This window comes from Streptomyces sp. NBC_00670 (genome assembly GCF_036226765.1).
In the GTDB taxonomy this organism is placed as follows: Bacteria; Actinomycetota; Actinomycetes; order Streptomycetales; family Streptomycetaceae; genus Streptomyces.
This window is the reverse complement of the sequence record NZ_CP109017.1, coordinates 5,185,953-5,209,680: the sequence shown is the minus strand read 5'-3', so window position 1 is coordinate 5,209,680 and position 23,728 is coordinate 5,185,953. Positions and strand designations below refer to the sequence as shown.

19 protein-coding genes and 1 pseudogene are annotated in these 23,728 nt (G+C 72.9%); 9 read left to right on the top strand and 11 right to left on the bottom strand.

Annotation, left to right across the window (positions count from 1 at the left end; translation table 11 throughout):
• The first annotated feature begins 115 nt into the window (after positions 1-115).
• Positions 116-673, top strand: a complete 558-nt coding sequence (locus tag OIE12_RS23275) for a glycoside hydrolase family 25 protein (protein ID WP_329138372.1) — start codon at positions 116-118, stop codon at positions 671-673.
• 14 nt (positions 674-687) lie between these two features.
• Here OIE12_RS23275 and OIE12_RS23270 read toward each other — a convergent pair whose 3' ends face one another.
• Positions 688-1,377 carry a FadR/GntR family transcriptional regulator gene (locus OIE12_RS23270; RefSeq protein WP_329138370.1) on the bottom strand — a complete coding sequence of 230 codons (690 nt, stop codon included), beginning with the start codon at positions 1,375-1,377 and terminating at the stop codon, positions 688-690.
• 202 nt (positions 1,378-1,579) lie between these two features.
• On the opposite strand from OIE12_RS23270, the gene leuA reads away from it, so the two are divergent.
• A complete protein-coding gene (leuA, locus tag OIE12_RS23265; protein WP_329138368.1) occupies positions 1,580-3,331 on the top strand; it encodes a 2-isopropylmalate synthase in 1,752 nt (583 codons plus the stop codon).
• Complete coding sequence (locus OIE12_RS23260) at positions 3,331-4,173, top strand: ABC transporter ATP-binding protein (protein WP_329138366.1); 843 nt, start codon at positions 3,331-3,333, stop codon at positions 4,171-4,173. Before leuA ends, OIE12_RS23260 begins: the two co-directional genes overlap by 1 nt.
• Positions 4,174-4,233: 60 nt before the next feature.
• On the opposite strand, the gene OIE12_RS23255 is transcribed toward OIE12_RS23260, so the two are convergent.
• From OIE12_RS23255 to OIE12_RS23235, 5 genes are all read right to left on the bottom strand, one after another.
• Positions 4,234-4,446: an EF-hand domain-containing protein gene (locus tag OIE12_RS23255; protein WP_329138364.1), complete on the bottom strand. Its 213-nt coding sequence runs from the start codon at positions 4,444-4,446 to the stop codon at positions 4,234-4,236.
• A gap of 86 nt (positions 4,447-4,532) precedes the next feature.
• Entirely contained in the window at positions 4,533-5,447 is a 915-nt protein-coding gene (locus OIE12_RS23250; RefSeq protein WP_329138362.1) for a MerR family transcriptional regulator, read from the bottom strand.
• A 66-nt stretch (positions 5,448-5,513) separates the two neighbouring features.
• A complete protein-coding gene (locus OIE12_RS23245) occupies positions 5,514-6,752 on the bottom strand; it encodes a YVTN family beta-propeller repeat protein (RefSeq protein WP_329138360.1) in 1,239 nt (412 codons plus the stop codon).
• Positions 6,749-7,576, bottom strand: coding sequence for a polysaccharide deacetylase family protein (locus OIE12_RS23240; protein WP_329138358.1), 828 nt, complete (start codon positions 7,574-7,576; stop codon positions 6,749-6,751). Before OIE12_RS23240 ends, OIE12_RS23245 begins: the two co-directional genes overlap by 4 nt.
• Before the next feature lie 95 nt (positions 7,577-7,671).
• Positions 7,672-8,169, bottom strand: a complete 498-nt coding sequence (locus OIE12_RS23235; protein ID WP_329138356.1) for an ATP-binding protein — start codon at positions 8,167-8,169, stop codon at positions 7,672-7,674.
• Positions 8,170-8,351: 182 nt separating this feature from the next.
• Between OIE12_RS23235 and OIE12_RS23230 the strand changes: the two genes are divergently transcribed.
• Positions 8,352-9,119: an enoyl-CoA hydratase/isomerase family protein gene (locus tag OIE12_RS23230; protein WP_329138354.1), complete on the top strand. Its 768-nt coding sequence runs from the start codon at positions 8,352-8,354 to the stop codon at positions 9,117-9,119.
• Positions 9,120-9,236: 117 nt separating this feature from the next.
• On the opposite strand, the gene OIE12_RS23225 is transcribed toward OIE12_RS23230, so the two are convergent.
• On the bottom strand, positions 9,237-10,478 hold the full coding sequence (locus OIE12_RS23225) for a L,D-transpeptidase (RefSeq protein ID WP_329138352.1): 1,242 nt from the start codon (positions 10,476-10,478) through the stop codon (positions 9,237-9,239).
• Positions 10,479-10,817: 339 nt separating this feature from the next.
• Here OIE12_RS23225 and glgX point away from each other — a divergent pair, with 339 nt between their 5' ends.
• The gene (gene glgX / locus OIE12_RS23220; RefSeq protein WP_329138349.1) at positions 10,818-13,082 is read left to right on the top strand and encodes a glycogen debranching protein GlgX; all 2,265 of its coding nucleotides are present in this window, start codon (positions 10,818-10,820) and stop codon (positions 13,080-13,082) included.
• A 335-nt stretch (positions 13,083-13,417) separates the two neighbouring features.
• Here the strand turns inward: glgX and OIE12_RS23215 are convergent, their stop codons facing one another.
• The 4 genes from OIE12_RS23215 to OIE12_RS23200 are packed head-to-tail and all read right to left on the bottom strand — an operon-like array spanning position 13,418 to position 17,046.
• On the bottom strand, positions 13,418-14,071 hold the full coding sequence (locus OIE12_RS23215; RefSeq protein WP_329138347.1) for a response regulator transcription factor: 654 nt from the start codon (positions 14,069-14,071) through the stop codon (positions 13,418-13,420).
• Positions 14,061-15,311 carry a sensor histidine kinase gene (locus OIE12_RS23210; protein WP_329138345.1) on the bottom strand — a complete coding sequence of 417 codons (1,251 nt, stop codon included), beginning with the start codon at positions 15,309-15,311 and terminating at the stop codon, positions 14,061-14,063. The genes OIE12_RS23215 and OIE12_RS23210 overlap by 11 nt, the downstream gene beginning before the upstream one ends.
• Positions 15,312-15,349: 38 nt before the next feature.
• Positions 15,350-16,099, bottom strand: coding sequence for an ABC transporter permease (locus OIE12_RS23205; RefSeq protein ID WP_329138343.1), 750 nt, complete (start codon positions 16,097-16,099; stop codon positions 15,350-15,352).
• Positions 16,096-17,046 (bottom strand): ABC transporter ATP-binding protein, encoded by a 951-nt coding sequence (locus tag OIE12_RS23200; RefSeq protein WP_329138341.1) that lies wholly within the window; start codon positions 17,044-17,046, stop codon positions 16,096-16,098. Before OIE12_RS23200 ends, OIE12_RS23205 begins: the two co-directional genes overlap by 4 nt.
• A gap of 302 nt (positions 17,047-17,348) precedes the next feature.
• On the opposite strand from OIE12_RS23200, the gene OIE12_RS23195 reads away from it, so the two are divergent.
• The 4 genes and pseudogenes from OIE12_RS23195 (at position 17,349) to OIE12_RS23180 (ending at position 23,677) form a co-directional block, all read left to right on the top strand.
• Positions 17,349-19,319 (top strand): ABC transporter ATP-binding protein, encoded by a 1,971-nt coding sequence (locus OIE12_RS23195; protein WP_329138339.1) that lies wholly within the window; start codon positions 17,349-17,351, stop codon positions 19,317-19,319.
• Complete coding sequence (locus OIE12_RS23190) at positions 19,316-21,205, top strand: ABC transporter ATP-binding protein (RefSeq protein WP_329138337.1); 1,890 nt, start codon at positions 19,316-19,318, stop codon at positions 21,203-21,205. Before OIE12_RS23195 ends, OIE12_RS23190 begins: the two co-directional genes overlap by 4 nt.
• Positions 21,206-21,442: 237 nt before the next feature.
• A pseudogene (locus OIE12_RS23185) lies at positions 21,443-21,694 on the top strand (ABC transporter ATP-binding protein); the annotation flags it as partial.
• Between the two features lie 327 nt (positions 21,695-22,021).
• Positions 22,022-23,677 carry a M4 family metallopeptidase gene (locus OIE12_RS23180; protein WP_329138335.1) on the top strand — a complete coding sequence of 552 codons (1,656 nt, stop codon included), beginning with the start codon at positions 22,022-22,024 and terminating at the stop codon, positions 23,675-23,677.
• The last annotated feature ends 51 nt before the right edge of the window (positions 23,678-23,728 follow it).

The following is a 23,728-nucleotide window of genomic DNA, read 5'->3' as shown; positions in this document are numbered from 1 at the left end:
GTTAGTACGACCACCTCGCCGTGTGAGGGTTCCGCGCACACGGGGCACCAGCCTCATGCCAGGGTGGACGGGCGGCAACTCCCCTCCCCCACCGCACACTTCGAGGAGTCCCCCCATGCTGCGAGGCATCGACGTCAGCGCCTACCAGTCCTCTTCCTTCGACACGGACGGCCTCTCCTTCGCCTTCATCAAGGCGACCGAGGGCCGCTCGTACATCAACCCCCGGCTGTCCGCCCAGACCGAGCACGCCCGTGACGCCGGGCTCGTCGTCGGCTTCTACCACTTCCTCTGGCCGGGCAATCTCACCGCCCAGGCCGAGTACTTCGTCAAACACGCGCCCGAGAAGGGCAGCGACCTCCTCGCCGTCGACTGGGAGACCACAGGCGACGGCACCCACGCGAGCAACGCGGAGAAGGACAGCTTCATCCGCAAGGTGAAATCGCTCCGGCCGAACCACCGGGTCCTGCTCTATTGCAACCGGAATTTCTGGCTCAACGTCGACACCACCTCCTACGCCGGCGACGGCCTCTGGATCGCCGACTACGTGACAGCGGGCGAGCCCCGCATCAAGGCCAAGTGGCGCTTCCACCAGTACACCTCCGACCCGCACGACAAGGACGTCGCCGACTTCAGCAGTAAAGCCGCGCTGAAGAAATGGGCGGACGACGCCTGACGGGGACCGGGGCCTCACGCCCGGCGCAACAGGCCCAGCGTTCCTTCCAGTTCCTCGCGCAGGACCGTCGACGCCGCCTCGGCGTCGCCCCGGGTGATCGCTTCGACCAGGGCCTCGTGGGTGTCGTCGCCCGTGTTGGGGTCCGTCGTGCGCAGGCCGACGAGGTCGAGCATCTCGATCAGGCCGCGGCGGAGGGTGGGAATGAACTCGGTGAAGAGGTCGGCGAGGACGGGGTTGTGCGCGGCGGTGACGACGGCCGCGTGCAGGGCGATGTCGGCGTCGACGAAGGCCGCGTCGTCGCCGGCGGCGGCCGTGCGGCGGCCCGCCAGGGCGGTCCGGAGCGCGGCGGTGTCCTCGGGGGTGCGGCGGGCGGCGGCGAGGGCGGCGGCGTGGACCTCGACGCCGAGGCGGACCTCGTAGACGTCGGTGACGGCGGCGCGTCGCAATCGGGCGGGCCAGTCCTCGGCGGGTTCGGTGGCGGTGACGAAGACGCCGGCACCCTGCCGTGCCCGGACCAGTCCGGCGCCGGCGAGGGCGCGCAGCGCCTCGCGGACCGTGGAGCGGCCGACGCCGAGCTCCTTGGCCAGCGTGGTCTCCCCCGGGAGCTTGGTGCCGACCGGCCACTGTCCGCCGGTGATCTGCGCGCGCAGCCGGTCCGCGGCCTGTTCGACGAGCGGGCTGGGGCGGACGGCGTCTAGGGGCATGGGGGCACCTTACGTGGACGGCGGCTGACGGTCACCACTTGTCTGAGGAGCTGAGGTGTGGGTAGCGTACCGCCATGACGTACCGCGGTCTGCTTCTTCTCGGCTGCCGCGGCGGGGTCTGACCACGACCGGCACCCCGCCGCGGGGTTCCGCCGTGCCGCCGGTCGCCGTCCGACCGAGCCGAAGGCAGTCGCAGACCAGCATGAGCATCACCCACGAAGGCCGTCCGCCCGCCCAGGAGCCCTGGAATCCGCAGCGGCCCAGTCCCATGCCGTACCACCGCTACCGCCCCTTCGAGGAGCGCGTGCGGGTCCCCGTCGAGGAGCGGAGCTGGCCCGCCGCCCGGTTCTCGCGCGCCCCGCTGTGGGTGCCGGTCGATCTGCGCGACGGCAACCAGGCGCTCGCCGAGCCGATGGACACCCCGCGCAAGCGCCGCTTCTTCGACCTGCTCACCGGGAGGGGGTTCAAGGAGATCGAGGTCGGCTATCCCTCCGCCAGCCGTACCGACTTCGACTTCGTGCGGCACCTGGTGGAGGACGGTGCCGTCCCGGACGACGTCACGCCCGTCGTGTTCACGCCCGCCCGGCCGGAGCTGATCGACACCACGTTCGACGCGATCGAGGGGCTGGACCGGGCCGTCGTCCATCTGTACATCGCGACCTCGCCGGTGTGGCGGGAGGTCGTGCTCGGGCGGGACCGGGACGAGGTGCGGCGGACCGTGCGGGAGGCCGCCGAGCGCATGGCCCGCCGCGCGGACGGGCTGCGCGGACACGTGCGCTTCCAGTTCTCGCCCGAGACGTTCAACCTGACCGAGCCCGACTACGTGCTCGAACTGTGCGACGAGCTGACCGAGTTCTGGGACGCGAGCCCCGACCGTCCGGTCACCCACAACCTCCCCGCAACGGTGGAGATCGCCACGCCCAACGTCTACGCCGACCAGATCGAGTACGTCCACCGCCAGCTGGCCCGCCGGGACTCCGTCATCCTCTCCGTCCATCCGCACAACGACCGCGGTACGGGCGTCGCCTGCGCCGAACTCGCGGTGCTGGCCGGGGCGCAGCGGGTGGAGGGCTGTCTGTTCGGCAACGGGGAGCGCACCGGCAACGTCGACCTGGTGACGCTGGCGCTCAACCTGTTCGCGCAGGGCGTCGACCCGATGGTCGACCTGAGCGACATCGACGCGGTGCGGGCGACGGTGGAGCACTGCAACCGGCTGCCGGTGCACCCGCGCCATCCGTACGCCGGTGAGCTGGTCCACACGGCGTTCTCCGGCACCCACCAGGACGCCATCGACAAGGGGTTCGCCGCGCACGCCAAGCGGGCCGCCGAACTGGGGGTGCCGGAGCGCGAGGCGCCGTGGGCGGTGCCGTACCTGCCGGTCGACCCGGCGGACCTGGGGCGCTCGTACGAGGCGGTGATCCGCGTCAACTCGCAGTCGGGCAAGGGCGGGATGGCGTATCTGCTGCGGACCGGGCACGGCGTGGACCTGCCGGCCCGGATGCGGCCGGACTTCTCGAAGGTGGTCCAGCGGGCCACCGACGACAGCGGCCGGGAGGCGACGGCGGCGGAGCTGTACGCGCTGTTCGAGGCGGCGTACCTGGCGCCGGGCCGGGAGGGCGCGGTGCGGCTGGCCGCCTGGTCGGCGACGCAGGAGCCGTCCGGGACGCACCGGTTCGTGTGCACGCTGGAGCGGGACGGCCGGAGTGGCGACCACGAGGGCACCGGCAACGGTCCGCTGTCGGCGTTCGCCGACGCGCTGGCCGGGGCCGGGATCGCGGTGGAGGTGCGGGACTTCGCCGAGCACGCGGCGGGCCCCGGCACGGACGGCGAGGCGGTCGCCTACGCCGAGTGCCGGGTGGACGGCGCCACCGCGTGGGGCGCGGGCCGGGACACCTCGGTGCTGGCGGCGTCCGTGCACGCGGTGCTGTCGGCGGTCAACCGGGCGGGGGCGTGATGAACAGGAGCGTGAGGGGCGAGGGCACGAGGAGCGGCGGCGGCACGGACACGGTGGTCCTGGACGCCCGGGACGTCCATGTCGTACGGGACGGGCGGCCGCTGCTGCGGGACGTCTCGCTCACCGTGCGCACCGGCGAGCACTGGGCGCTGCTCGGCGCCAACGGGGCCGGCAAGACGACCCTGCTGAGCCTGCTGGGCGCGCTCGTCCACCCCACGCACGGCACGGTGGAGGTACTGGGCCGCCGGCTGGGCACGGTGGACCTGCGGGAGCTGCGGTCCCTGGTCGGGCACGTCAACCCCCGGCATCCGCTGCGTTCGGCGCTGCGGGTGCGGGACGTCGTACTGACCGGGCTGACCAACTCCGTGGAACCGCAGCCGCGGTGGGCGCCGACGCCGGAGCAGGAGGAACGGGCGGACCGGCTGACCGGCACGCTGGGGCTGGCGGACCGGCGGGAGGCCCGCTGGACGACGCTGTCGCAGGGCGAGCGCGGCCGGGTGCTGATCGCCCGCGCGCTGATGCCCGAGCCGCGGCTGCTGCTGCTCGACGAACCGGCCACCGGGCTCGACCTGCCGGGCCGGGAGCAGCTGATCGAGGCGCTGGACACGCTGCGGGAGGAGCACCCCCGGCTGGCGACGGTCCTGGTCACCCACCACCTGGAGGAGCTGCCGCCGGGCACGGACCACGCGCTGCTGCTGCGCGAGGGCGGGGCGCTGGCGCGCGGCCCGGTGGCGGAGGTGCTCACCGACGACCTGGTGAGCAAGTGCTTCGACCTGCCACTGGCGCTGGAGAGGCGGGAGGGCCGCTGGAGCGTGCGGGTGACGCGGACGCGCCGGGGCTGACCCGTCGTACGCGTGCGGAGCACCCTGCCGGGATCCGACGGGTGCCCCGCACGCATGACGTCACTTGTTGAGGTACGTCCAGAACTCGTCGAACGACAGCACCTTGTCGCCGTTGAGGTCGCGGCTGGCGATGACGGACTCGGCCACCGACTCGGTGACGTTCCAGTCCCCTCCCTGCGCCAGGGCGGACTTGAACTCCGCGGCGGTGATGAACCCGTCGCCGTCCGTGTCGATCCGCTGGAACTCCTTGCGCGCTGCCTCGATGTCCGCCACCGATCGGCCCCCTTCTGTGGTGCCTTGTCCGCCGCCGGGCACCCGCGGTGCCGCCGTACGGGCGTGTCCTGTTGACGCAGGCCAGATTAACGGCCCGCGCGGGCGCGCAGTGCGGCGACCACCCAGGCGAACTCCTCGCGGCGGGCGGCGGCGGGGGTGCCGGTCCGCACCGTGACCAGCAACTCGCGGTAGCGGGCGACCCGGCCGGCCGTCATCAGCTCCAGCCGTTCGAGCACGGCGACGGGGTCGGCGTCGCCGATCAGTTCGCCGAGAACGGCGTCGGCCTCGGGCGAGGCGGGGTCGATGCCGCGCCGGCGGCCCTCGGCGCCCTGCTGCACCAGCCGCCGGGCGAACCACATGGACTGCCCGGCGGGGGCGCCCTCGCCGTGGTCGGCGGCCTGGAGCTCGGCCGCCGTGCGCATCTCGGCCCGGAAGCCGGGGTCCTGGAGCAGTTCGGCCAGCTCCACCCAGGCGTCCACCTGGGCGGGTGTGGGGTCGTCGGGCAGGTCGGCGGTCAGGGAACTCATGCGGTCCCGGATCGCCGGGTCGGCGGTGTCCAGTCCGTGGAACGTCTCGTCCACGAACTCTCGCAGGATCCTGCCGCGTTCGGCGGCGGACAGCCGGGCCAGTCTGTTCATCAGGGTCGTCTCCTCCGCGCTGGAACCGCGTTTCGCCACGGTCGACAGCACCGCACGGGTCACCCGCAGCGCCCGGATCCGCGCGTCCAGCGCGGCGACGTGGGCGGCCGCCAGCTCGGCGACGCTGCTCTCGCCGGACAGCACCCGGCGCACGTCGGCCAGGCCGAGGCCCAGTTGGCGCAGGGTGCGGATCAGCTCCAGGCGGGCGACGCTCGCGGCGTCGTACAGCCGGTAGCCGCCGGGTGAGCGGGCCACGGGCGGCAGGGCGCCCTCGTCCGACCAGTGGCGGATGGTGCGCACCGGCAGTCCGGTGGCCCGGGCCAGCTCGCCGATGGTGAGCGGTGCGGTGCTGTTCTCGGTCACGTCGGCGAGTCTGGACCTTCCGGTAGCCGGAGACTCAAGTGCGGTCCTTTCCGGAGCGCCGGGGGGTCAGCGGAAGACGCCGGTGTGGCCGAGGGAGTAGCGGCCCGGCTGGGGGTAGACGGCGAGGCCGTGCGGGCCCTTGCCGACCTTGATACGGGCGAGCTGCTTCCCCGTGCGGGTGTCGATCGCGTAGACCTCGGCGTCGTAGCGGCCCGACAGCCACAGGACTTCTCCATCGGCGGAGACACCGCCCATGTCGGGGCTGCCGCCGTCGGGCAGGTGCCACTTCTTGGTCAGCTCGTTCTTCTTGAAGTCGAAGACGGAGACGGTGCCCTCGCCCCGGTTGGAGATGTACATCTCGCGCGAGTCGCGGCCGACGTACAGGCCGTGGCAGCCCTTGCCGGTGGGCAGGAAGGTGGGCCGCGCGAAGCTGTCGCCGTCCAGGACCCACATGCCGTTCGCCTTCATGTCGGCGATGTAGAAGCGGCCGCCGTCGGGCGCGATCTTGACGTCCTGCGGCATGGCGCCGTCGAACGGCAGCTTCTGCTTGGCGACGACCTTCATCCTCTCGGTGTCGACCTTGAGGAGTTCGCCGCTGAACTCGCAGGAGACGATGAAGTAGCGGCCGTCGGGCGAGAAGTCGGCGTGGTTGACGCCGTAGCAGCTCACCGGCTCGGTGTGGACGGTCTTCATGGTGTGGGCGTCCCGGAAGACCAGTTCGCGGTCGAGGGAGGCCATGACGACGGCGTACTTGCCGTTCGGCGTGAAGTAGAGGTTGTAGGGGTCGTGGACGTCGACCGGTTCGCCCGCCTTCCCCGTCTTCGGGTCGATGGGGGTGAGGCTGTTGCCCTTGTCGTTGTTGACCCACAGCGTCTTCAGGTCCCAGGACGGCACGACGTGCTGCGGCTGCCGGCCGACGGGGATGGTGTCGGTCACCTTGTACGTCTTCGGGTCGATGACGGTGACGGTGTCCGACTCGGTGTTGGGGACGTAGACGCGGGAGGGGAAGTCCTTGACGACCGGGGAGAGCATCCCGGGGCGGTCGGCGGCGTAGACGTCCTTGGGGTCGAGGAGCGGCGGCATGCCGGGGAGGGCGTCGGGGGCGGCCTTCGCGTGGGCGGCGGCCTTCGGGGACGCGCTGGGTGCGGCGGCCTGGTGGGCCGCGCTGCCGGCGGTGTCGTCGCCGCAGCCCGCGAGGGGGGCGAGGGCGAGGAGAAGGGCGGTGGCGAGGAACACGCGGGTGCGAGGGGCGGGGGTGCGGGTGGCGGGGGTGCGGGTGGTGGGGGTGCGGGTGGTGGGGGTCATCGGCTCAGCAGCTCCGTGGTGGTCACCGCGCGCAGGCCGCGGTGGTCGAGTCCGGTCAGGAGGGCGGGGAGGGCGGCGACGGTGTCCGGGTGGCCGAGGTGCAGGCTCACCACGGAACCGGGGCGGACCTCGTCGAGGACCGTGCGGGTGACGGCGTCGGCGCCCGGGTCGGTGTGGTCGAGGGAGTCGACGTCGTACGACAGCACGTGCGGGTAGCCCGCGCGGCGGGCCAGGCGTACGACGAGCGGGGAGGCGGTGGGGGCGCGCGAGGGGCGGAACCAGGTGCCGATGGAGCCGGTGAGCCGGCGCAGGCGCCGGGCGCACTCCTCGATCTCGGCGGCGGCGTCCGCCTCGGACAGGGTGTTGACGGCGAGGTGGCGCTGGGTGTGGTTGCCCAGGTCGTGGCCGCCGTCGAGGACGCGGCGGGCGAGCGCGGGGTGGGCGTCGAGCCAGTCGCCGACGGCCAGGACGGTGACACGGGCGCCGGACCGCTCGGCGGCGCGCAGGAGGGCCTCGGCAAGGGCGGGGTCTCCCTGCCCGTGGAAGGTGAGGGCGACGCCGGGGCCGGTGCGGGGACCGTGGGTGATCTGGGCGGGGAGGCCGGGGTAGGCGCGGGGGGTCGCGGGGGTCGCCGTGGGGGTGGGGGTGCCGGTCGGGGGGCGGGTGGTGCCGGTCGGCGGAGACGCGGCGGCGGCCGTCGTGGCGGAGGGGCCGGTGGCCGAGCAGGCGGCGCCCGTGCCGGTGAGGGCGGCGGCCGCGGCGAGTCCGGCGCCGGCGCGGAGGGCCTGGCGGCGGGCGGGGGACGGGGTGTTCACCCGCACCATTTAAGGACTTCTCGTCCTAAAACCTGCCTATTCGCCCGTACGGCGGGTGGGGGTGGGTCGCGGATGCGCTTGCCCGCCGGATCGGCGGTGCGCCGTCACGGCGCGCGCATCTCGAACCACGTCGTCTTGCCGAGCGGGAGCAGGTCCACGCCCCAGCGGTCGGAGAGCTCGTTGACGAGGAAGAGCCCGCGGCCGCTGACGTCGAGTTCCTGGACCGGCATGAGACAGGGCAGGCCGCGGGAGGGGTCCCGCACCTCCACCCGGATCCGGCCGCGACGGCGCCGCATCCGCAGTCCGAAGGCGCGGGCGCCGGTGTGCCGTACGGCGTTGCCCACCAGCTCCGAGACGAGCAGGACGGCGTCCTCCGTCAGCTTGGGTCCGAGCCCCCAGTGCCGCAGCAGGACGACCTGGGCGAGACGGCGGGCGGTGGCGGCGGACTCCGGCAGCGACGGGAGCGGAACCTCCGCCTCCGTGGGGTCGCCGAACAGGTCCAGCGCCTTCAACGCCCGTTCGTCCTCGACCGCGGGCGTCCAGCGCGCGGCGGTCGCACGCCCTTGCCCCCGCGGCTGATCGATGCCCTCCAGCCCCGCCATGCCCTCATCATGACCGCCCGGCGGAAGCTACGGGCCGGTTCACACGGAATCCACCCACACGACGCCGGATGAGACACCGTGTCAACTGCAAGGGGGGCGGCATAACGAGCGGGACACGGTGGCGGTGGTGAGGGGCGCCGGGCACTGGCGGCATTGTCGTTAGCGCGCGTTAACCTGCGTGCATGACCGTACATCTCGAAGTCGCCGAAGGCATCGGTACGATCCGGCTGGACCGGCCGCCGATGAACGCGTTGGACGTGGCCACGCAGGACCGGATCAAGGAGCTCGCGGAGGAGGCGGGGGGCCGCGCCGACGTACGGGCGGTGATCCTCTACGGCGGGGAGAAGGTGTTCGCGGCCGGCGCGGACATCAAGGAGATGCGGGCCATGGACCACGCCGCGATGGTCCTGCGCGCCCGCGCCCTCCAGGAGTCCTTCACCGCCGTGGCCCGCATCCCCAAGCCGGTCGTGGCCGCCGTGACGGGGTACGCGCTGGGCGGGGGCTGCGAGTTGGCGCTCTGCGCGGACCATCGCATCGCCGCGGACAACGCGAAGCTGGGCCAGCCGGAGATCCTGCTCGGGCTGATTCCGGGTGCGGGTGGCACCCAGCGGCTGTCCCGGCTGATCGGGCCGTCCCGGGCGAAGGACCTGATCTTCACGGGGCGTCAGGTCAAGGCGGACGAGGCCTTGGCGCTGGGGCTCGTGGACCGGGTCGTTCCGGCCGGGGAGGTGTACGAGGCGGCGCGTGCGTGGGCGGCGCGGTTGGCGCGGGGGCCGGCGATCGCGCTGCGCGCGGCGAAGGAGTCCGTCGATGCGGGTCTTGAGACCGACATCGAGACGGGGCTTGCCGTTGAGCGGGGGTGGTTCGCGGGGTTGTTCGCCACGGAGGATCGTGAGCGGGGGATGCGGTCCTTTGTGGAGGAGGGGCCGGGGAAGGCGGAGTTCGTCTGAGAGTGCGGGGGGGTGGGGGCGGGAGGGCTTTTTTCGCCCCCGCCGCCCCTACCCTTCCCGTCCCCGGGGGCAAGCCCCCGGACCCCCAAAAGATGCGCAGTTCCCCGCGCCCCTTGATCAGGCGGTCCAGTCCTCCCAGGACATGTTCCAGCCGTTCAAGCCGTTGTCCGGGGACACCGTCTTGTCGTGGGAGTGCTTGACCACCACCACGTCGCCGGCCATGGAGCGGTTGAAGAACCATGCCGCCGAGACGCCGCTGTCGTAGCCGCCCTTGACGTCGCGCAGGCCGATGCAGCCGTGGCTGGAGGCGTAGTTGCCGAAGGTGCCGCCGCCCCAGTAGTTGCCGTGGATGAACGTGCCGGAGGTGGTCAGGCGCATGGCGTGCGGGACGTCCTTGATGTCGTACTCGCCGCCGTAGCCGACCGTCTCGCCGTTCATCCGGGTCACCGTGAGGCGCTCGGTGATGACCATCTGGCCGTTCCACGTGTCGTAGCCGGGCTTGCCGGTGGTGACCGGGATGGTCTTGATGACCTTGCCGTCGCGGCGGACGGTCATCTTCTGGGTCTTGACGTCGACCGTGGAGATCTGGCTGCGCCCGATCGTGAAGTCGACCGTCTTGGCCTGCTTGCCGTAGACGCCGGCCCGGCCCTCGACGCCGTCGAGGTTCAGCGTGACGCTGACCTTCGTGCCGGGCTTCCAGTACTCCTTGGGCCGGAAGTCGAGCCGGTCGTTGCCGAACCAGTGGCCGCGGACCTCGACGGCCGGCTCGGTCTTGATCGTGATCGCCTTCTCGACGTCCTCCGGGTGCGTGATGCCCCGGGTGAAGTTGACCGAGAACGGCATCCCGACGCCGACCTTGCTGCCGTCCTCCGGAGTGAAGGTGCCGGTGAAGGTGGCCTTCGGGGTCAGCGTGGTGAAGCTGGACTTCTGGGTGGTGCTGCGGCCGCCGGAGTCCTTGGCGACCGCGCTGACGGTGTAGCGGGTGTGGGTGGCCAGGTGGCCCGAGGGCGTCCAGGTGGCGCCCCCGCCGGTTATCTTCCCGTCGACCTCGCGGCCCTTGGCGTCCTCGACGCTCACCTTCGTCAGTTTGCCCTTGGCCGCGGTGACCTTCAGCGCCCCGGTGGTGGCCACGTCGTCCGCGCCGTTCTTCGGCGCGATCGTCACGACGGCCTGCGGGGAGGCGCTCTTCGCGCTGCCCGCGTCCTTGCCGCCGCTCGCCGAGTCCGCGTCGGACCCTCCGCCCCCGCCGCACGCGGTCACCGCGAGCAGCAGTGAGCCGAGCAGCGCCGCCCGGACCGTCCCCCTGCCGCCGCGTATCCGTGCGCCAACCGACGCCCCCTGGATCGGTCGTCTGTTCACTTGTCGTTCTCCCCTCGCACGGCCTGTCGAGGCCCGCACTCCAGCGCGTCATACGCGCGTACTGCGCAAATGAATCACACGGCCGGGCCCGCCGGGCCCCCGTGATTGTCACTGTTCAGTCCCAATTCGCGCCGAACGCCGGTGCGCCGGGGTGCGCGCGGGGTTCGGGCCCCGCGGGTGCCCCCACCTGTCATGTCACCGCTTCGGCCACCCCGGGAAACGTGAGTGCGTGCCACGCTCTGGGCAGAACCTTGGGGAGGACGACGCGACGAGGTGCCGCGGCCGGGACGCCGTGCGCCCTTTTCCGCGTCGCCCCACGGAGCCGCGGGAGGCCTACCGGTGTCGAGCGCAGCCGAGCAGGAGGCAGTACAGAGAGCGGCGGGGCACGCGCGCCGCCGGGACGCCGTGCTGAACGGCGCCCCGCGCGAGGCGCCCGCACCACCGGTGTGGCCGGGGGCGCCGACCCCGCTCGGCGCGCGGTTCCGCACCGGACCGGACGGCACCGTGGGCACCAACTTCGCGCTGTGGGCGGGTGGGGCGGAGGCGGTGGAGCTGTGTCTGTTCGACGAGCGAGGCCCCGAATACAGGGAGACCCGGGTGCCGCTGGCCGAGCTGACGCACGAGATCTGGCACGGCTTCGTGCCCGGCGTCCGCCCCGGGCAGCGCTACGGCTACCGGGTGCACGGCCGCTGGGACCCGTGGACCGGCGCCCGCTGGAACCCGGCCAAGCTGCTCCTCGACCCGTACGCCCGTGCGGTGGACGGTGAGTTCGCGCTGCCGGCGGAGGTGTACGGGCACGTACGGGACTGGCCCGAGCAGCACGTCGCCGACACCGTGCGCGACGAGCGGGACTCCGCGCCGTACGTCCCCAAGGGCGTCGTCGTCCACGACGGCGACGACTGGGCCGACGACCACCGGCCCAAGACCCCCTGGGCGGACACCGTCCTGTACGAGCTGCACGTGCGCGGCTTCACCAGGCTGCACCCGGGGATCCCGCCCGAGCTGCGCGGCACGTACGCCGGCCTCGCGCACCCGGCGGCCCTCGCGCACCTCACGCGGCTCGGCGTGACGGCGGTGGAGCTGCTGCCCGTGCACCAGTTCGCGCACGAGGACCATCTGCTGCGCCGGGGCCTGCGCAACCACTGGGGGTACAACTCCATCGGCTACTTCGCCCCGCACGCGGCGTACGCGGCCTCCGGGACGGCGGGGCAGCAGGTCGGCGAGTTCAAGCGGATGGTGCGCGCGCTGCACGCGGCCGGGATCGAGGTCATCCTCGACGTGGTCTACAACCACACGGCGGAGGCGGGCGAGCTGGGTCCGACGCTGTCCCTCAAGGGCATCGACAACCGCGGCTACTACCGCCTCCAGGCGGACGCGCGGCGGTACGCCGACTACACCGGCTGCGGCAACACCCTGCACGTCGTCCAGCCGCACGTGCTGCGCCTGATCACCGACTCGCTGCGCTACTGGGTGACGGAGATGGGCGTCGACGGCTTCCGCTTCGACCTGGCGGCGGCGCTGGCCCGCTCGATGCACGACGTCGACATGCTCTCGCCGTTCCTCGCGGTGATCGCCCAGGACCCGGTGCTGCGCCGGGTGAAGCTGATCGCCGAGCCGTGGGACGTCGGCTCCGGCGGCTACCAGGTGGGCGCGTTCCCGCCGCTGTGGACGGAGTGGAACGACCGCTACCGGGACGCCGTGCGCGACTTCTGGCGGCACGCGCTGCCGGACGTGCGGGAGATGGGCTACCGGCTCTCCGGCTCCAGCGACCTGTACGCGTGGGGCGGGCGCCGTCCGTACGCCTCCGTCAACTTCGTCACCGCGCACGACGGTTTCACGCTGCGGGACCTCGTCTCCTACGAGCGCAAGCACAACGAGGCCAACGGGGAGGGCAACCGGGACGGCAACGACGACAACCGGTCCTGGAACTGCGGCGTAGAGGGCGAGACGGACGACGAGGGGGTACGGGCACTGCGGCGCCGGCAGCTGCGCAACCTGCTGACGACGCTGCTGCTGTCCACGGGGGTGCCGATGCTCGTCGCGGGCGACGAGATGGGGCGGACGCAGGGCGGCAACAACAACGCGTACTGCCAGGACAACGAGACCGGGTGGGTCGACTGGAGCCTGCTGGACGAGCCCGGGTGGCGGGCGCTGTGCGACCTGACCTCGCGTCTGATCGCGCTGCGGCACGCGCATCCCGTGCTGCGGCGGCGGGCGTTCTTCTCCGGGCGGGCGCATTCGGCGGACGGACTGCGGGACGGGCTGCGGGACCTGGCGTGGTTCACGGCGCGGGGGGAGGAGATGACGGAGCGGGACTGGTACGCGCCGGCGGCGACGCTGGGGATGTATCTGTCGGGGCGGGACATTCCGGGGCGGGACGCGCGGGGGGAGCCGGTGGTGGACGACAGCTTCCTCGCGGTGCTGCACGCGGGGGGTGAGGGGGTGTCGTTCGTGTTGCCGGGGGTGCCGTGGGGGGAGCGGTACGAGGTGGTCGTCGACACGGGGCGGGAGCCGCAGGATGCGGCTCCCGGGGAGGTGTACGCGGGGGGTACGGCGGTGACGGTGCCGGGGCGGACGGTACTGCTGCTGCGGGTGGTGGCGTAGGCGATTTTCCTCGCCCCCGCCGCCCCTACCCGCCCCATCCCCCACAAGGGGCTCCGCCCCTTGGACCCCGGAAGCGGGAGAGCTCGGGGGGTGGGGTGCGTGGGCGGCTGCGGGTCCATCGTGGCTTGTCGCGCAGTTCCCCGCGCCCCTTGAAAGCCGGGGGTTCCCCCGGTCTTTCAGGGGCGCGGGGAACTGCGCGAGCAACCATCCACCCACCCGCACCCGCCCACGCACCCCACCCACCCCCTCTCCCCCGCGCGCTCTTCCGGGGTCGAAGGGGCGGAGCCCCTGGGGATGGGACGGGTAGGGGCGGCGGGGGCGAGGGAATCGAGGGGTTACCCCAGGATTCCGCGGTCGTAGGCCGCGGCCACCGCCGCCGCGCGGTCCTTCACGCCGAGCTTGGCGTACAGGTGCGTCAGATGCGTCTTCACCGTCGCCTCACTGATGAACAGCGCCCGCGCGATCTCCCGGTTCGACGTCCCCTTGGCGACGAGCGCCAGGACCTCCCGCTCGCGGGAGGACAACGGCTCACCCCCCGGCCCCGGCGCCCGCACCGCCGACACCAACCGCGTGGCCACCGCCGGCGACAGCACCGTCCGCCCCCGCGCAGCGGCCCGCACCGCGGTGAACAGTTCCTCCCGCGGCGCGTCCTTGAGCAGATAGCCCGTGGCCCCGGCCTCGATCGCCGGCAACGTGTCGGAGTCCGTGTCGTACGTCGTCAGCACGAGCACCTTCGCCCGCACCCCCCGCCGCCCCAGCTCCCGGATCGCCTCCACCCCCGACCCGCCCGGCATCCGCAGATCCATCAGCACCACGTCCGGATCGAGCGCGACGGCCCGCTCGACCGCCTCGACCCCGCCCGACGCCTCCCCCAGCACCGTGAACCCGGGCGCGGACTCGAACATGCCGCGCAGCCCGTCCCGTACGACGGGGTGGTCGTCGACGACGAGCAGGGAAATGGGCGTGTCGGAGGCGGAGTCATCGCTCATGGCGCACCAACGGTACGCGAGCCGACACCGCCGTGCCCTGCCCCGGCTCGGACTCGACGGCGACGGAGCCCGCGATCCGCTCGGCGCGGGCCCGCATGCCGTCGAGACCGAAGCCGCCGGCGCGGGTGCGGGCGGGGACGGCGGCCGGGTCGAACCCCGTGCCGTCGTCGCGGACGTCGAGGCTGACCTCGTCGCCCATGAAGGACAGGGTGACGCCGACCCGGCCGGCGCGGGCGTGCCGGGCGGCGTTGGAGAGGGCCTCCTCGGCGATGCGGAGCAGGGTCGCGGAGACCTCGTCGTGGAGGTGCTCGGCGGTGCCGGTGACGGTGAAGTCGGCGCGCGCCCCGTTGCGTTCGCCCCATTCGGCGACCGTCTTCTGGAGTGCCTCGGGCAGCCCGTCGGCGGCGAGGGCGACGGGGGCGAGGTTGTGCACGGAGCGGCGGGCCTCGCCGAGGCTGTGCCGGGCCAGCGCGGCGGCGCGCTCCACGTGGGTGCGGGCGGTGGCCGGGTCGGAGGTGCCGGCGACCACCTGGAGCTGGGCGATGATGCCGGTCAGGCCCTGGGCGAGGGTGTCGTGGATCTCGGCGGCGAGCCGTCGGCGTTCGTCGGCGATGCCCGCCTCGCGGGCCTGGAGGAGCAACTGGGCGTGCAGGGCCGCGTTCTCGTCGAGGGCCTGCTGGAGCGCGGTGTTGGTGCGTTCGAGTTCCCCGATGGTCTCGGCCTGGGTGGCGGCGCGGGCCTGCTCCTGCTCGGCGTACCGGGTGAACACGCCGACCATGCAGACGTTGACGCCCAGGACGAGGAAGAAGCCGAGCCAGAGGACCAGTCCGTGCGGCGGCCAGCCGCCGATCTCGCTGCCGGCCATGGTGACGGCGGTGAGGACGAGCCCGGGCATCACCAGCCGGTGCGGCAGCTCCCGGGGCGCGGTGTAGTAGCCGATCACGGCGTAGAACGCGAAGAACGGGTTGGCCCAGGTCAGTACGAAGGCGAGGGACCAGCGCAGGAAGTAGAGGAGGGCACCGGTCCGGCTCGGGCCCGGGTGCCTGCGCTTGGACCGTCCCCAGTAGAGCTGGAGCGCGATCCCCACGGGTACCAGGACGGCGCAGAGGAGCGTCGCGGACCGGCTCATCCCGATGGGCGCCGCGGAGAGGGCCGCCGCGACGACGCCCGCGGCCAGCAGCACCCAGGGCCCCCAGACGTCGAAGGAGGCCCGGTACTGCGGGTGCGTGGGGCTCGTCATGGACCCAGTGTCCGGCATGTCCCGGCCCGTCCCGCCGCTCATTCCCAGCGGAACCAGCGCGCGGCCCCGGCGGTGAGCAGCACCGTCCAGGCGGCGAGCACGCCCAGGTGGGACCAGCCGGGCCAGTCCCCGGCGGCGGCCTGGTTCAGGGCCTGGGCGGCGGCGCCGAAGGGCGTCCACTCGACGATCCGGGCCAGGACGTCCGGCATGTTCTGCACCGGCACCCACAGCCCCGCGCAGAACATCATCGGGAACAGCACCGCGCTGCCGACCGCTCCGGCGATCTTCGTGGTGCGGGACAGCGCGGAGACCAGCGAGCCGAGCGCGAGCGCGACCGCGACGGCGAGCAGCAGTGCGACCGCGTACCCGAAGCCCTGCGCGGGCAGCCGCACGTCGAAGGCGAGCCGGCCGACGAGGAGCGCGAGCAGCGCGGAGGCGAGGGCCGCGCCCGCGAAGACCACCATGTGGGCGAGGAGCAGCGCGGCGGGCCGGACCGGTGTGGTGGACATCCGGCGCAGGATGCCGCGCTCCCGGTAGCCGGTGAGGACCTGCGGCATGCCCTGCAACCCGCCGAGGATCATGCCGAGCAGCACGGTGACGGGCACATAGGTGTCGACGAGGCGGAGCCCGCCGAGGGCGTCGTCGTGCTGCCGGAAGGAGGGGATGGAGCCGAGGATCGCCAGCAGGAGGGCGGGGAAGCAGACGATCCAGAAGAGGGCGCCGGGTTCGCGGCGGAAGAGGCGGACCTCGGTGCGCAGGACGGCGGGGTTGAGCAGCGCGGTGTTCATGCCACGTCCTCCGTGAGGTCGAGGAACGCGTCGTCGAGCGTGGCGTCGGTGACGCGGAGCTGGTGGGCGGTGATGCGGTGGCGGGCGAGGAGGGTGAGGACGGCGTCGACGGTGGCGTCGGTGCCGGACAGGGTGAGCCGGCCGTCCTTGTGCGCGACCGAGGCCAGCTCGGGGAGCGCGGTGAGCAGTTCCTCGTCCAGGGGGGCGGACGGGGTGAAGCTGATGACGGTGGCGCCCGCCGAGCGCCGGATCAGGCCCTGCGGGGTGTCCAGGGCGGCGATCCGGCCCTTGTCGAGGACGGCGATCCGGTCGCAGAGCCGCTGCGCCTCCTCCATGAAGTGGGTGACGAGCAGGACGGTGACGCCGCCCGCGCGGACGTCCTCGATGAGCTGCCAGGTGTCGCGCCGGGCGCGCGGGTCGAGTCCGGTGGTCAGTTCGTCCAGGACGACGACACGGGGGTCGCCGATCAGGGCGAGTGCGATGAACAGCCGCTGCTTCTGGCCGCCGGACAGCTTCGCGAACCGGGTGGTGAGCTGGGCGTCCAGGCCCAGGCGTTCGGCCAGGGGGCGCCAGTCGGCGGGGTGCGGGGCGAAGGAGGCGTACAGCTCCAGGGCCTCGCGGACGGTGAGTTTGGCCTGGAGTTCGGATTGCTGGAGCTGGACGCCGAGGACCCGGGTGACCTGCTCGTGGTCGGCGACGGGGTCGAGCCCGGCGACCCGGACCCGGCCGGCGTCGGGCACCCGCAGGCCCTCGACGCACTCGACGGTGGTGGTCTTGCCGGCGCCGTTCGGGCCGAGGACGCCGAAGATCTCGCCCTCCTCGACGGTGAAGGAGACACCGTCGACGACGTTCCGGCCGCCGTAGGACTTGCGCAGGCCGCTGACCTCGACGACGGGCTTGGCGGAGGCGGAGGAGGAGACGGAGGTGGAGACCGGGATGGCGGACATGACTCCAGGGTGGCGGCGGGCGGGGCGCCGGCACATCGCCCGTCCCGCTCGGACCGGCATCGTCCGATCGGTTGATGCGGGGGTACGACCGGACGGGGCGGCGGGGGCCCCGCGAGCCGTGCGCCGGGGGCCCGGCGGAGCGCGGACCTGGGGCCCGGCGGGGCGTGGACCTGGGGCCCGGCGGAGCGCGGACCTGGGGCCCGGCGGGGCGCGGACCTGGGGGGGCGTAGGTCCTTCGGACCAGCGGGGTCCGGCCGAAACTCGGTGGGCACTGTCAGTGGCGATCCGTACAGTCGCTCCTGATGTCCGAGACCCGTGCCACCCCCACCGACCGACCCACCGACCGACCCACCGACCGACCCACCGACCGCTCCGCCGTCCGCACCCTGCTGCGCCTGTGGCCGTACGTGCGGCCGGTGCGGGTGCGGCTGTTCACGGCCGCGTTCGTCGCGATCGTCGCCTCGTGCGTGGGGCTGGTGATCCCGCTGGTCCTGAAGTGGATGGTGGACGGCCCGGTCGCGGACCGGGACCCGCGGGGGGTGTGGCTGGGCGCGCTGTATCTGCTGCTGCTCGGGGTCGCCGAGGCGCTGCTGTTCGGGCTGCGGCGGTGGCTGGTGGCACGTCCGCTGTCGCAGGTGGAGGCGGACATGCGGGCCGACCTGTACCGGCACCTCCAGCGGCTGCCGGTGGCGTTCCACGACCGGTGGGCGTCCGGGCAGTTGCTGTCCCGTGGGACGACGGATCTGATGCTGCTGCGCCAGTTCCTCGCCTTCCCGTTGACGTTCCTGCTGGTCAACGGCGTGACGATCCTGGTGGGCGTGGTCATCATGCTGGCCCAGGACTGGGCGCTCGGGCTGGTGATCCTGGGGCCCGCGGTGCCGGTGATGATCGTGTGCGCGATGTTCGAGCGACGGTACTCGCTGGTGGCGCGAAGGGCGCAGGACCAGGTGGGCGATCTGACCACCGTGGTCGAGGAAAGCGTGCTCGGCATCCGGATCGTCAAGGGCTTCGGCCGGCACCGCAGCCAGGCGCGCGCCTTCCGCGAGCTGTCGGGCGCGCTGCGCGGGACGGAGCTGGCGAAGGCGCGGCTGCTGGCGTCGATCTTCGCGGTGATGGTCACCCTGCCCGAACTGGCGATCGGCGCGGCGCTCGTCCTCGGGACGGTGCGGGTGGCGGACGGCAGCCTGTCCGCGGGCACGCTGGTCGCCTTCCTGTCGACGGCGCTGGCGCTGCGCTGGCCGGTGGACTCCATCGGCTTCCTGCTGGCGATGAGCCAGGAGGCGGCGACGGCGACGGCACGGTACTTCGAGGTGATGACGGAGGACGAGGAGGAAGAGGCGGCGGCGGACAAGGAACGGGCTGTCGATCCGGTCGGCTCCGGCGGCTCCGGCGGCTCCGGCGGCCCCATCGGCCCGCCCGACGGCGTGCTGTTCGACGGGGTGCGGTTCCGCTATCCGGACGCCCCGGCGGACTCCCCGCCCGTCCTGGACCGCATCGACCTGCACATCCGGCCCGGCGAGACGATGGCCCTGGTCGGGGCGACGGGCAGCGGCAAGACGACGCTGACGGCGCTCGTCCCCCGGCTGCACGAGGCGACGGAGGGGCGGATCACCCTCGACGGGCGGGACATCACCGCGATGCCGAGACAGGAGCTGCGCACGCTGGTGGCCGTGGCGTTCGAGGAGCCCACGCTGTTCTCGGCGTCCGCGGGCGAGAACGTCCTGATGGGCGCCCCGGACACGGCGGGCGAACCCGAACTGGAGCGGGCGCTCGCCGTGGCGCAGGCGGACTTCGTGCACGGGTTGCCGCAGGGGACCGGGACGCAGGTCGGCGAGCAGGGCCTGACCCTGTCCGGCGGCCAGCGCCAGCGGCTGGCGCTGGCCCGCGCGGTCGTCGGCCGGCCCCGCTTCCTCGTCCTGGACGACCCGCTGTCCGCGCTGGACGTCCACACGGAGGCCGCGGTCGAGGCGGCGCTGCGCCGGGTACTGGCCGGCACGACGGCACTGGTCGTCGCCCACCGCCCCTCCACGGTCCTCCTCGCCGACCGGGTCGCGCTGCTCTCCGCCGGCCGCATCACCGCCGTCGGCACGCATCACGAACTCCTGCGGGACAACCCGGAGTACGCCCACCTGATGTCGGGAACGGAGGCGGAGCCGGAACCGGCGCCGGGTCCGGAGCCGGCGCCGCCCCCTGCCGACGCCACCCCGTCCGCGACGCCTGCCGCACCCGCCGCACCCACCGCCCCGGCAACGGAACCGGAGGTCCGCCGATGACCGCACCCACGACCGCCGCCGGACCGAACGACGAGGAGGCCGCGGAGGACGGCACCGCCGCGGTCCCCGGCGGCCCGTCCGGGCCGGCGGGCTCCGGCGACCCGTTCGACCGGGACGCCCTCCCCGCCCCGCCCGGCGCGACCGGCGCCCTCCTGCGCTCCCTGCTCGCACCGATGCGCCCCCGCGTCGTGCTCACCGTCGCCCTGCTCCTGGTCCAGCAGGCGGCCGCGCAGGTCGGTCCGCTGCTCGTGGCGTACGCCATCGACCGGGCCGTGCCCGCGTTCCGGGACGGCCGGCACGGGCCGCTGATCGCGGTGGCCGTCGGCTATCTGGTCGCCGCGGCGGCCTCCGGCGCGTTGCAGTACGCGTTCATCGCCGCCTCCGCCCGGGTCAGCCAGGACGTGCTGCTCGACCTGCGCGGCCGGATCTTCCGGCACGCCCAGGCGCTGAGCATCGACTTCCACGAGCGCTACACCTCGGGACGGCTGATCTCCCGCTCCACGACCGACGTCGAGTCCCTGCGCGAGCTCCTCAACGAGGGGTTGCAGGAGCTGGTCATGGTGATCCTCTCCTTCGTCTACATCTCGGCGCTGCTGCTCTGGCTCGACCTCGGCCTGGGCGCGGTCGCGGTGGCCTCGTTCGTGCCGCTGTACGGACTGGTGCGGATGTACCGGCGCCGGGTGGGCCGGGTGTTCCGGCTGCGGTCGACGGCGATCGCGGCGGTGATCGTGAAGTTCGCGGAGACGATGAACGGCATCCGTCCGGTCCGCGCGTTCCGCCGCGAGGCCGTCAACGACGCCGACTTCCGCGTCCTGAACCAGCGTCACGCCCGCGCCAACGGCGACGGCATGCTGGAGATGGCCCGCTATGTCATCGGCTCCCGGCTGGTGGCGAACACGGCGGTGGCCGGGATGGTGCTGTGGGGCGCCTACCGGGTGGCGGACGGCACGCTGGCGCTGGGTGTGCTGGCGGCGGCCGTGCTGTATCTGCGGCGGCTGTACGACCCGATAGACCGGCTCGGCATGTTCCTCAACTCCTACCACTCGGCGGCGGCCTCGCTGGAGAAGATCGCGGGGCTGCTGGCGCAGCGGCCCTCGGTGCCGGAGCCCGCCGAACCGCTGCCGCTGCCGCCGGCCCCGTCGGAACTGCCGGGGCGCGAGGTGGTGTTCGACGGCGTGCGGTTCGCGTACCGCACGGGCGGCGAGGTGCTGCCCCGCTTCTCGCTGACGCTGCCGGCCGGGCAGACGGTGGCGGTGGTCGGCTCGACCGGCGCGGGCAAGTCGACGCTGGCGAAGCTGCTGGCCCGCTTCTACGACCCGACCGAGGGCCGGGTACTGCTCGACGGCGTCGACCTGCGCGCACTGAGCACGGCGGAGCTGCGGCGGGGCGTGGTGATGGTGACGCAGGAGGCGTTCCTGTTCTCCGGCTCGGTCGCGGAGAACATCGCGCTGGGACGCCCGGACGCGACCCGGGAGGAGATCGAGCGGGCCGCGAAGGCGATCGGCGCGCACGACTTCATCGCCGCGCTGCCCGACGGCTACGACACGGACGTCCGCAAACGGGGCGGCCGCATCTCGGCGGGCCAGCGCCAACTGGTCGCCTTCGCCCGCGCGTTGCTCGCCGACCCCGGGGTGCTGATCCTCGACGAGGCGACCAGCTCGCTGGACGTACCGGGCGAGCGTGCGGTGCAGCGGGCGATGGAGACGGTGCTGCGGGGCCGTACGGCGGTGGTCATCGCCCACCGGCTGTCGACGGTGGAGATCGCGGACCGGGTGCTGGTGATGGAACACGGCCGCGTGGTGGAGGACGGCACCCCCGCCACCCTGATCGCCGGCACGGGCCGCTTCTCGGCCCTGCACCGGGCCTGGCGGGAGAGCCTGGCGTAGGAACGGTCGTCGAAGGAACGTCGGAGGAACGTGCCCCGTAAGGGGCGCGGGGAACTGCGCGACCAGCCACACCCCGCCCGCACTCGCCAACGGACCGACCCACCCGAGCCATCAGGCGCCCCACGAGTTCAGAGGCCGGCGCTCCGCAGCGCCACCTCGTGGACGCCGTGGCCGGCCGTACCCGTCGCGCCGGTGGCCTTCTTACTGGAGAGCGGCCCGGAGCACCGGCCGTACGCGGTCATCGCGATCGCGCACCGGCTGCACACCGCGCACGACGCGGACCGGGTGGCGGTGATGGAGGACGGCCGGCTCACCGAGCTGGGCACGCACGAGGGCCTGGTGGCGGCGGACGGGGCGTATGCGGCGCTGTGGCACTCCTGGCACGGCGAGGGAAAGGTTTCGGCCACCGGGGCCGATTCGGCCGGTGTGACGGGAGCGGCGGAAGGTACGGGAGAGACACGCGGCGCACGGTCGGGGCACGCCGACTGAGCACGGGCGGGAGCAATCGGCGCCCGGGGCTGACGCACGCTCAATTCAACGCACGCAGGCCGTCCTTCACGCAACCGCCTACCACGAGCCCGCCGAAGCCGCCCCACCGCGCCCCCGTCGGCGGCCACCGCGCCCGACAAGTGATCCGTTCCGCATTGCGTACACCGATCTTCACTTGCCGGACGATTTTCGGCCAACGTCCCGACAGGGTCCTGACATGCACACGTCTTCAATGTCACTCTTCCAGCGCACGGCTCACCGCACCGCAACTTCACCCGTCCGCGAGGCCCCCCACGCCTCACGGGCACCCCCACACAAGGAGCTTGCGTGACTCCCCTCTACGCGCGTCACAAGCGCACCACTCTGGCCATCGCCACCGCCGTCGCGGCCGGAGCCCTGCTGACCACCGGTCTGACCACCGGGGCAGCCGCACAGACCCCCGCCGACCAGGGCGGTTCCACCCTCGCCGCGGCACCGCTGAAGCTGTCGGCGAGCGCACGCACGAGCCTCGTCCGGCAGGCCGAGGCCGCCGCCCCCGAGACGGCGAAGCAGATAGGTCTCGGCGCCAAGGAGAAGCTGGTCGTCAGAGACGTCGTCAAGGACGCCGACGGCACCGTCCACACCCGCTACGAGCGCACCTACGCCGGCCTGCCGGTGCTCGGCGGCGACCTGGTCGTGCACGAGTCCGCCTCCGGCGCGACGAAGAGTGTGACCAGGGCGACGAAGGCCACCATCAAGGTCGCCTCGGTGACGGCGAAGATCGCCGCCTCCACGGCCGAGAAGCAGGCCCTGACCGCCGCGAAGGACGCCGGCTCCGCGCAGACCGACGCCGACCGCGCCCCCCGCAAGGTGATCTGGGCGGCGAGCGGCACCCCCGTGCTGGCGTACGAGACGGTCGTCGGCGGCCTCCAGGACGACGGCACCCCCAACGAGCTGCACGTCATCACGGACGCCGCCACCGGCAAGAAGCTCTACGAGTACCAGGGCATCGAGACCGGCACCGGCAAGACCCTGTACTCGGGGACCGTCACCCTGAGCACCACCAAGTCCGGCTCGACCTACCAGCTGTACGACACCACGCGCGGCGGCCACAAGACGTACAACCTGGCCCACCGCACCTCCGGCACCGGCACGCTGTTCACCGACGCGGACGACGTGTGGGGCACGGGCGCGGCCTCCAGCTCCTCCACCGACCAGACGGCCGCCGCCGACGCGGCCTACGGCGCGCAGGAGACCTGGGACTTCTACAAGAGCACGTTCAACCGCAACGGCATCAAGAACAACGGCGTGGGCGCGTACTCCCGGGTCCACTACGGCAGCAACTACGTCAACGCGTTCTGGGACGACAGCTGCTTCTGCATGACGTACGGCGACGGCTCCGGGAACAACCACCCGCTGACCGCGCTGGACGTCGCCGGCCACGAGATGAGCCACGGCGTCACCTCGGCCACGGCGGGCCTCAACTACAGCGGTGAGTCCGGCGGTCTGAACGAGGCCACCTCGGACATCTTCGGCACCGGCGTGGAGTTCTACGCCAACAACTCGGCCGACAAGGGCGACTACCTCATCGGCGAGGAGATCGACATCAACGGCGACGGCTCGCCGCTGCGCTACATGGACAAGCCCAGCAAGGACGGCGGCTCCGCGGACTACTGGTCCTCCTCCGTGGGCAACAAGGACGTGCACTACTCGTCCGGCGTCGCCAACCACTTCTTCTACCTGCTGTCCGAGGGCAGCGGCGCGAAGACGATCAACGGCGTCAGCTACAACTCGCCGACGTCCAACGGCTCCACGGTCACCGGCATCGGCCGCGCCAAGGCGCTGCAGATCTGGTACAAGGCGCTCACCACGTACATGACGTCGACCACCAAGTACTCCGGCGCCCGTACGGCGACCCTGAGCGCGGCGTCGGCCCTGTACGGCTCCAGCAGCACCGAGTACAACGCGGTGAAGGCGGCCTGGAGCGCCGTCAACGTGAACTAGTCACGACACTCGTCCAGGTGAGCCGCCCCCGGCGCGAACCGCGCCGGGGGC

Coding starts and splice junctions, on each gene's coding strand:
- OIE12_RS23275 (WP_329138372.1), top strand. CDS start 116: ATGCTGCGAGGCATCGACGTCAGCGCCTACCAGTCCTCTTCCTTCGAC.
- OIE12_RS23270 (WP_329138370.1), bottom strand. CDS start 1,377: ATGCCCCTAGACGCCGTCCGCCCCAGCCCGCTCGTCGAACAGGCCGCG.
- leuA (WP_329138368.1), top strand. CDS start 1,580: ATGAGCATCACCCACGAAGGCCGTCCGCCCGCCCAGGAGCCCTGGAAT.
- OIE12_RS23260 (WP_329138366.1), top strand. CDS start 3,331: ATGAACAGGAGCGTGAGGGGCGAGGGCACGAGGAGCGGCGGCGGCACG.
- OIE12_RS23245 (WP_329138360.1), bottom strand. CDS start 6,752: ATGACCCCCACCACCCGCACCCCCACCACCCGCACCCCCGCCACCCGC.
- OIE12_RS23240 (WP_329138358.1), bottom strand. CDS start 7,576: ATGGTGCGGGTGAACACCCCGTCCCCCGCCCGCCGCCAGGCCCTCCGC.
- OIE12_RS23235 (WP_329138356.1), bottom strand. CDS start 8,169: ATGGCGGGGCTGGAGGGCATCGATCAGCCGCGGGGGCAAGGGCGTGCG.
- OIE12_RS23230 (WP_329138354.1), top strand. CDS start 8,352: ATGACCGTACATCTCGAAGTCGCCGAAGGCATCGGTACGATCCGGCTG.
- OIE12_RS23215 (WP_329138347.1), bottom strand. CDS start 14,071: ATGAGCGATGACTCCGCCTCCGACACGCCCATTTCCCTGCTCGTCGTC.
- OIE12_RS23210 (WP_329138345.1), bottom strand. CDS start 15,311: ATGACGAGCCCCACGCACCCGCAGTACCGGGCCTCCTTCGACGTCTGG.
- OIE12_RS23205 (WP_329138343.1), bottom strand. CDS start 16,099: ATGAACACCGCGCTGCTCAACCCCGCCGTCCTGCGCACCGAGGTCCGC.
- OIE12_RS23200 (WP_329138341.1), bottom strand. CDS start 17,046: ATGTCCGCCATCCCGGTCTCCACCTCCGTCTCCTCCTCCGCCTCCGCC.
- OIE12_RS23195 (WP_329138339.1), top strand. CDS start 17,349: ATGTCCGAGACCCGTGCCACCCCCACCGACCGACCCACCGACCGACCC.
- OIE12_RS23190 (WP_329138337.1), top strand. CDS start 19,316: ATGACCGCACCCACGACCGCCGCCGGACCGAACGACGAGGAGGCCGCG.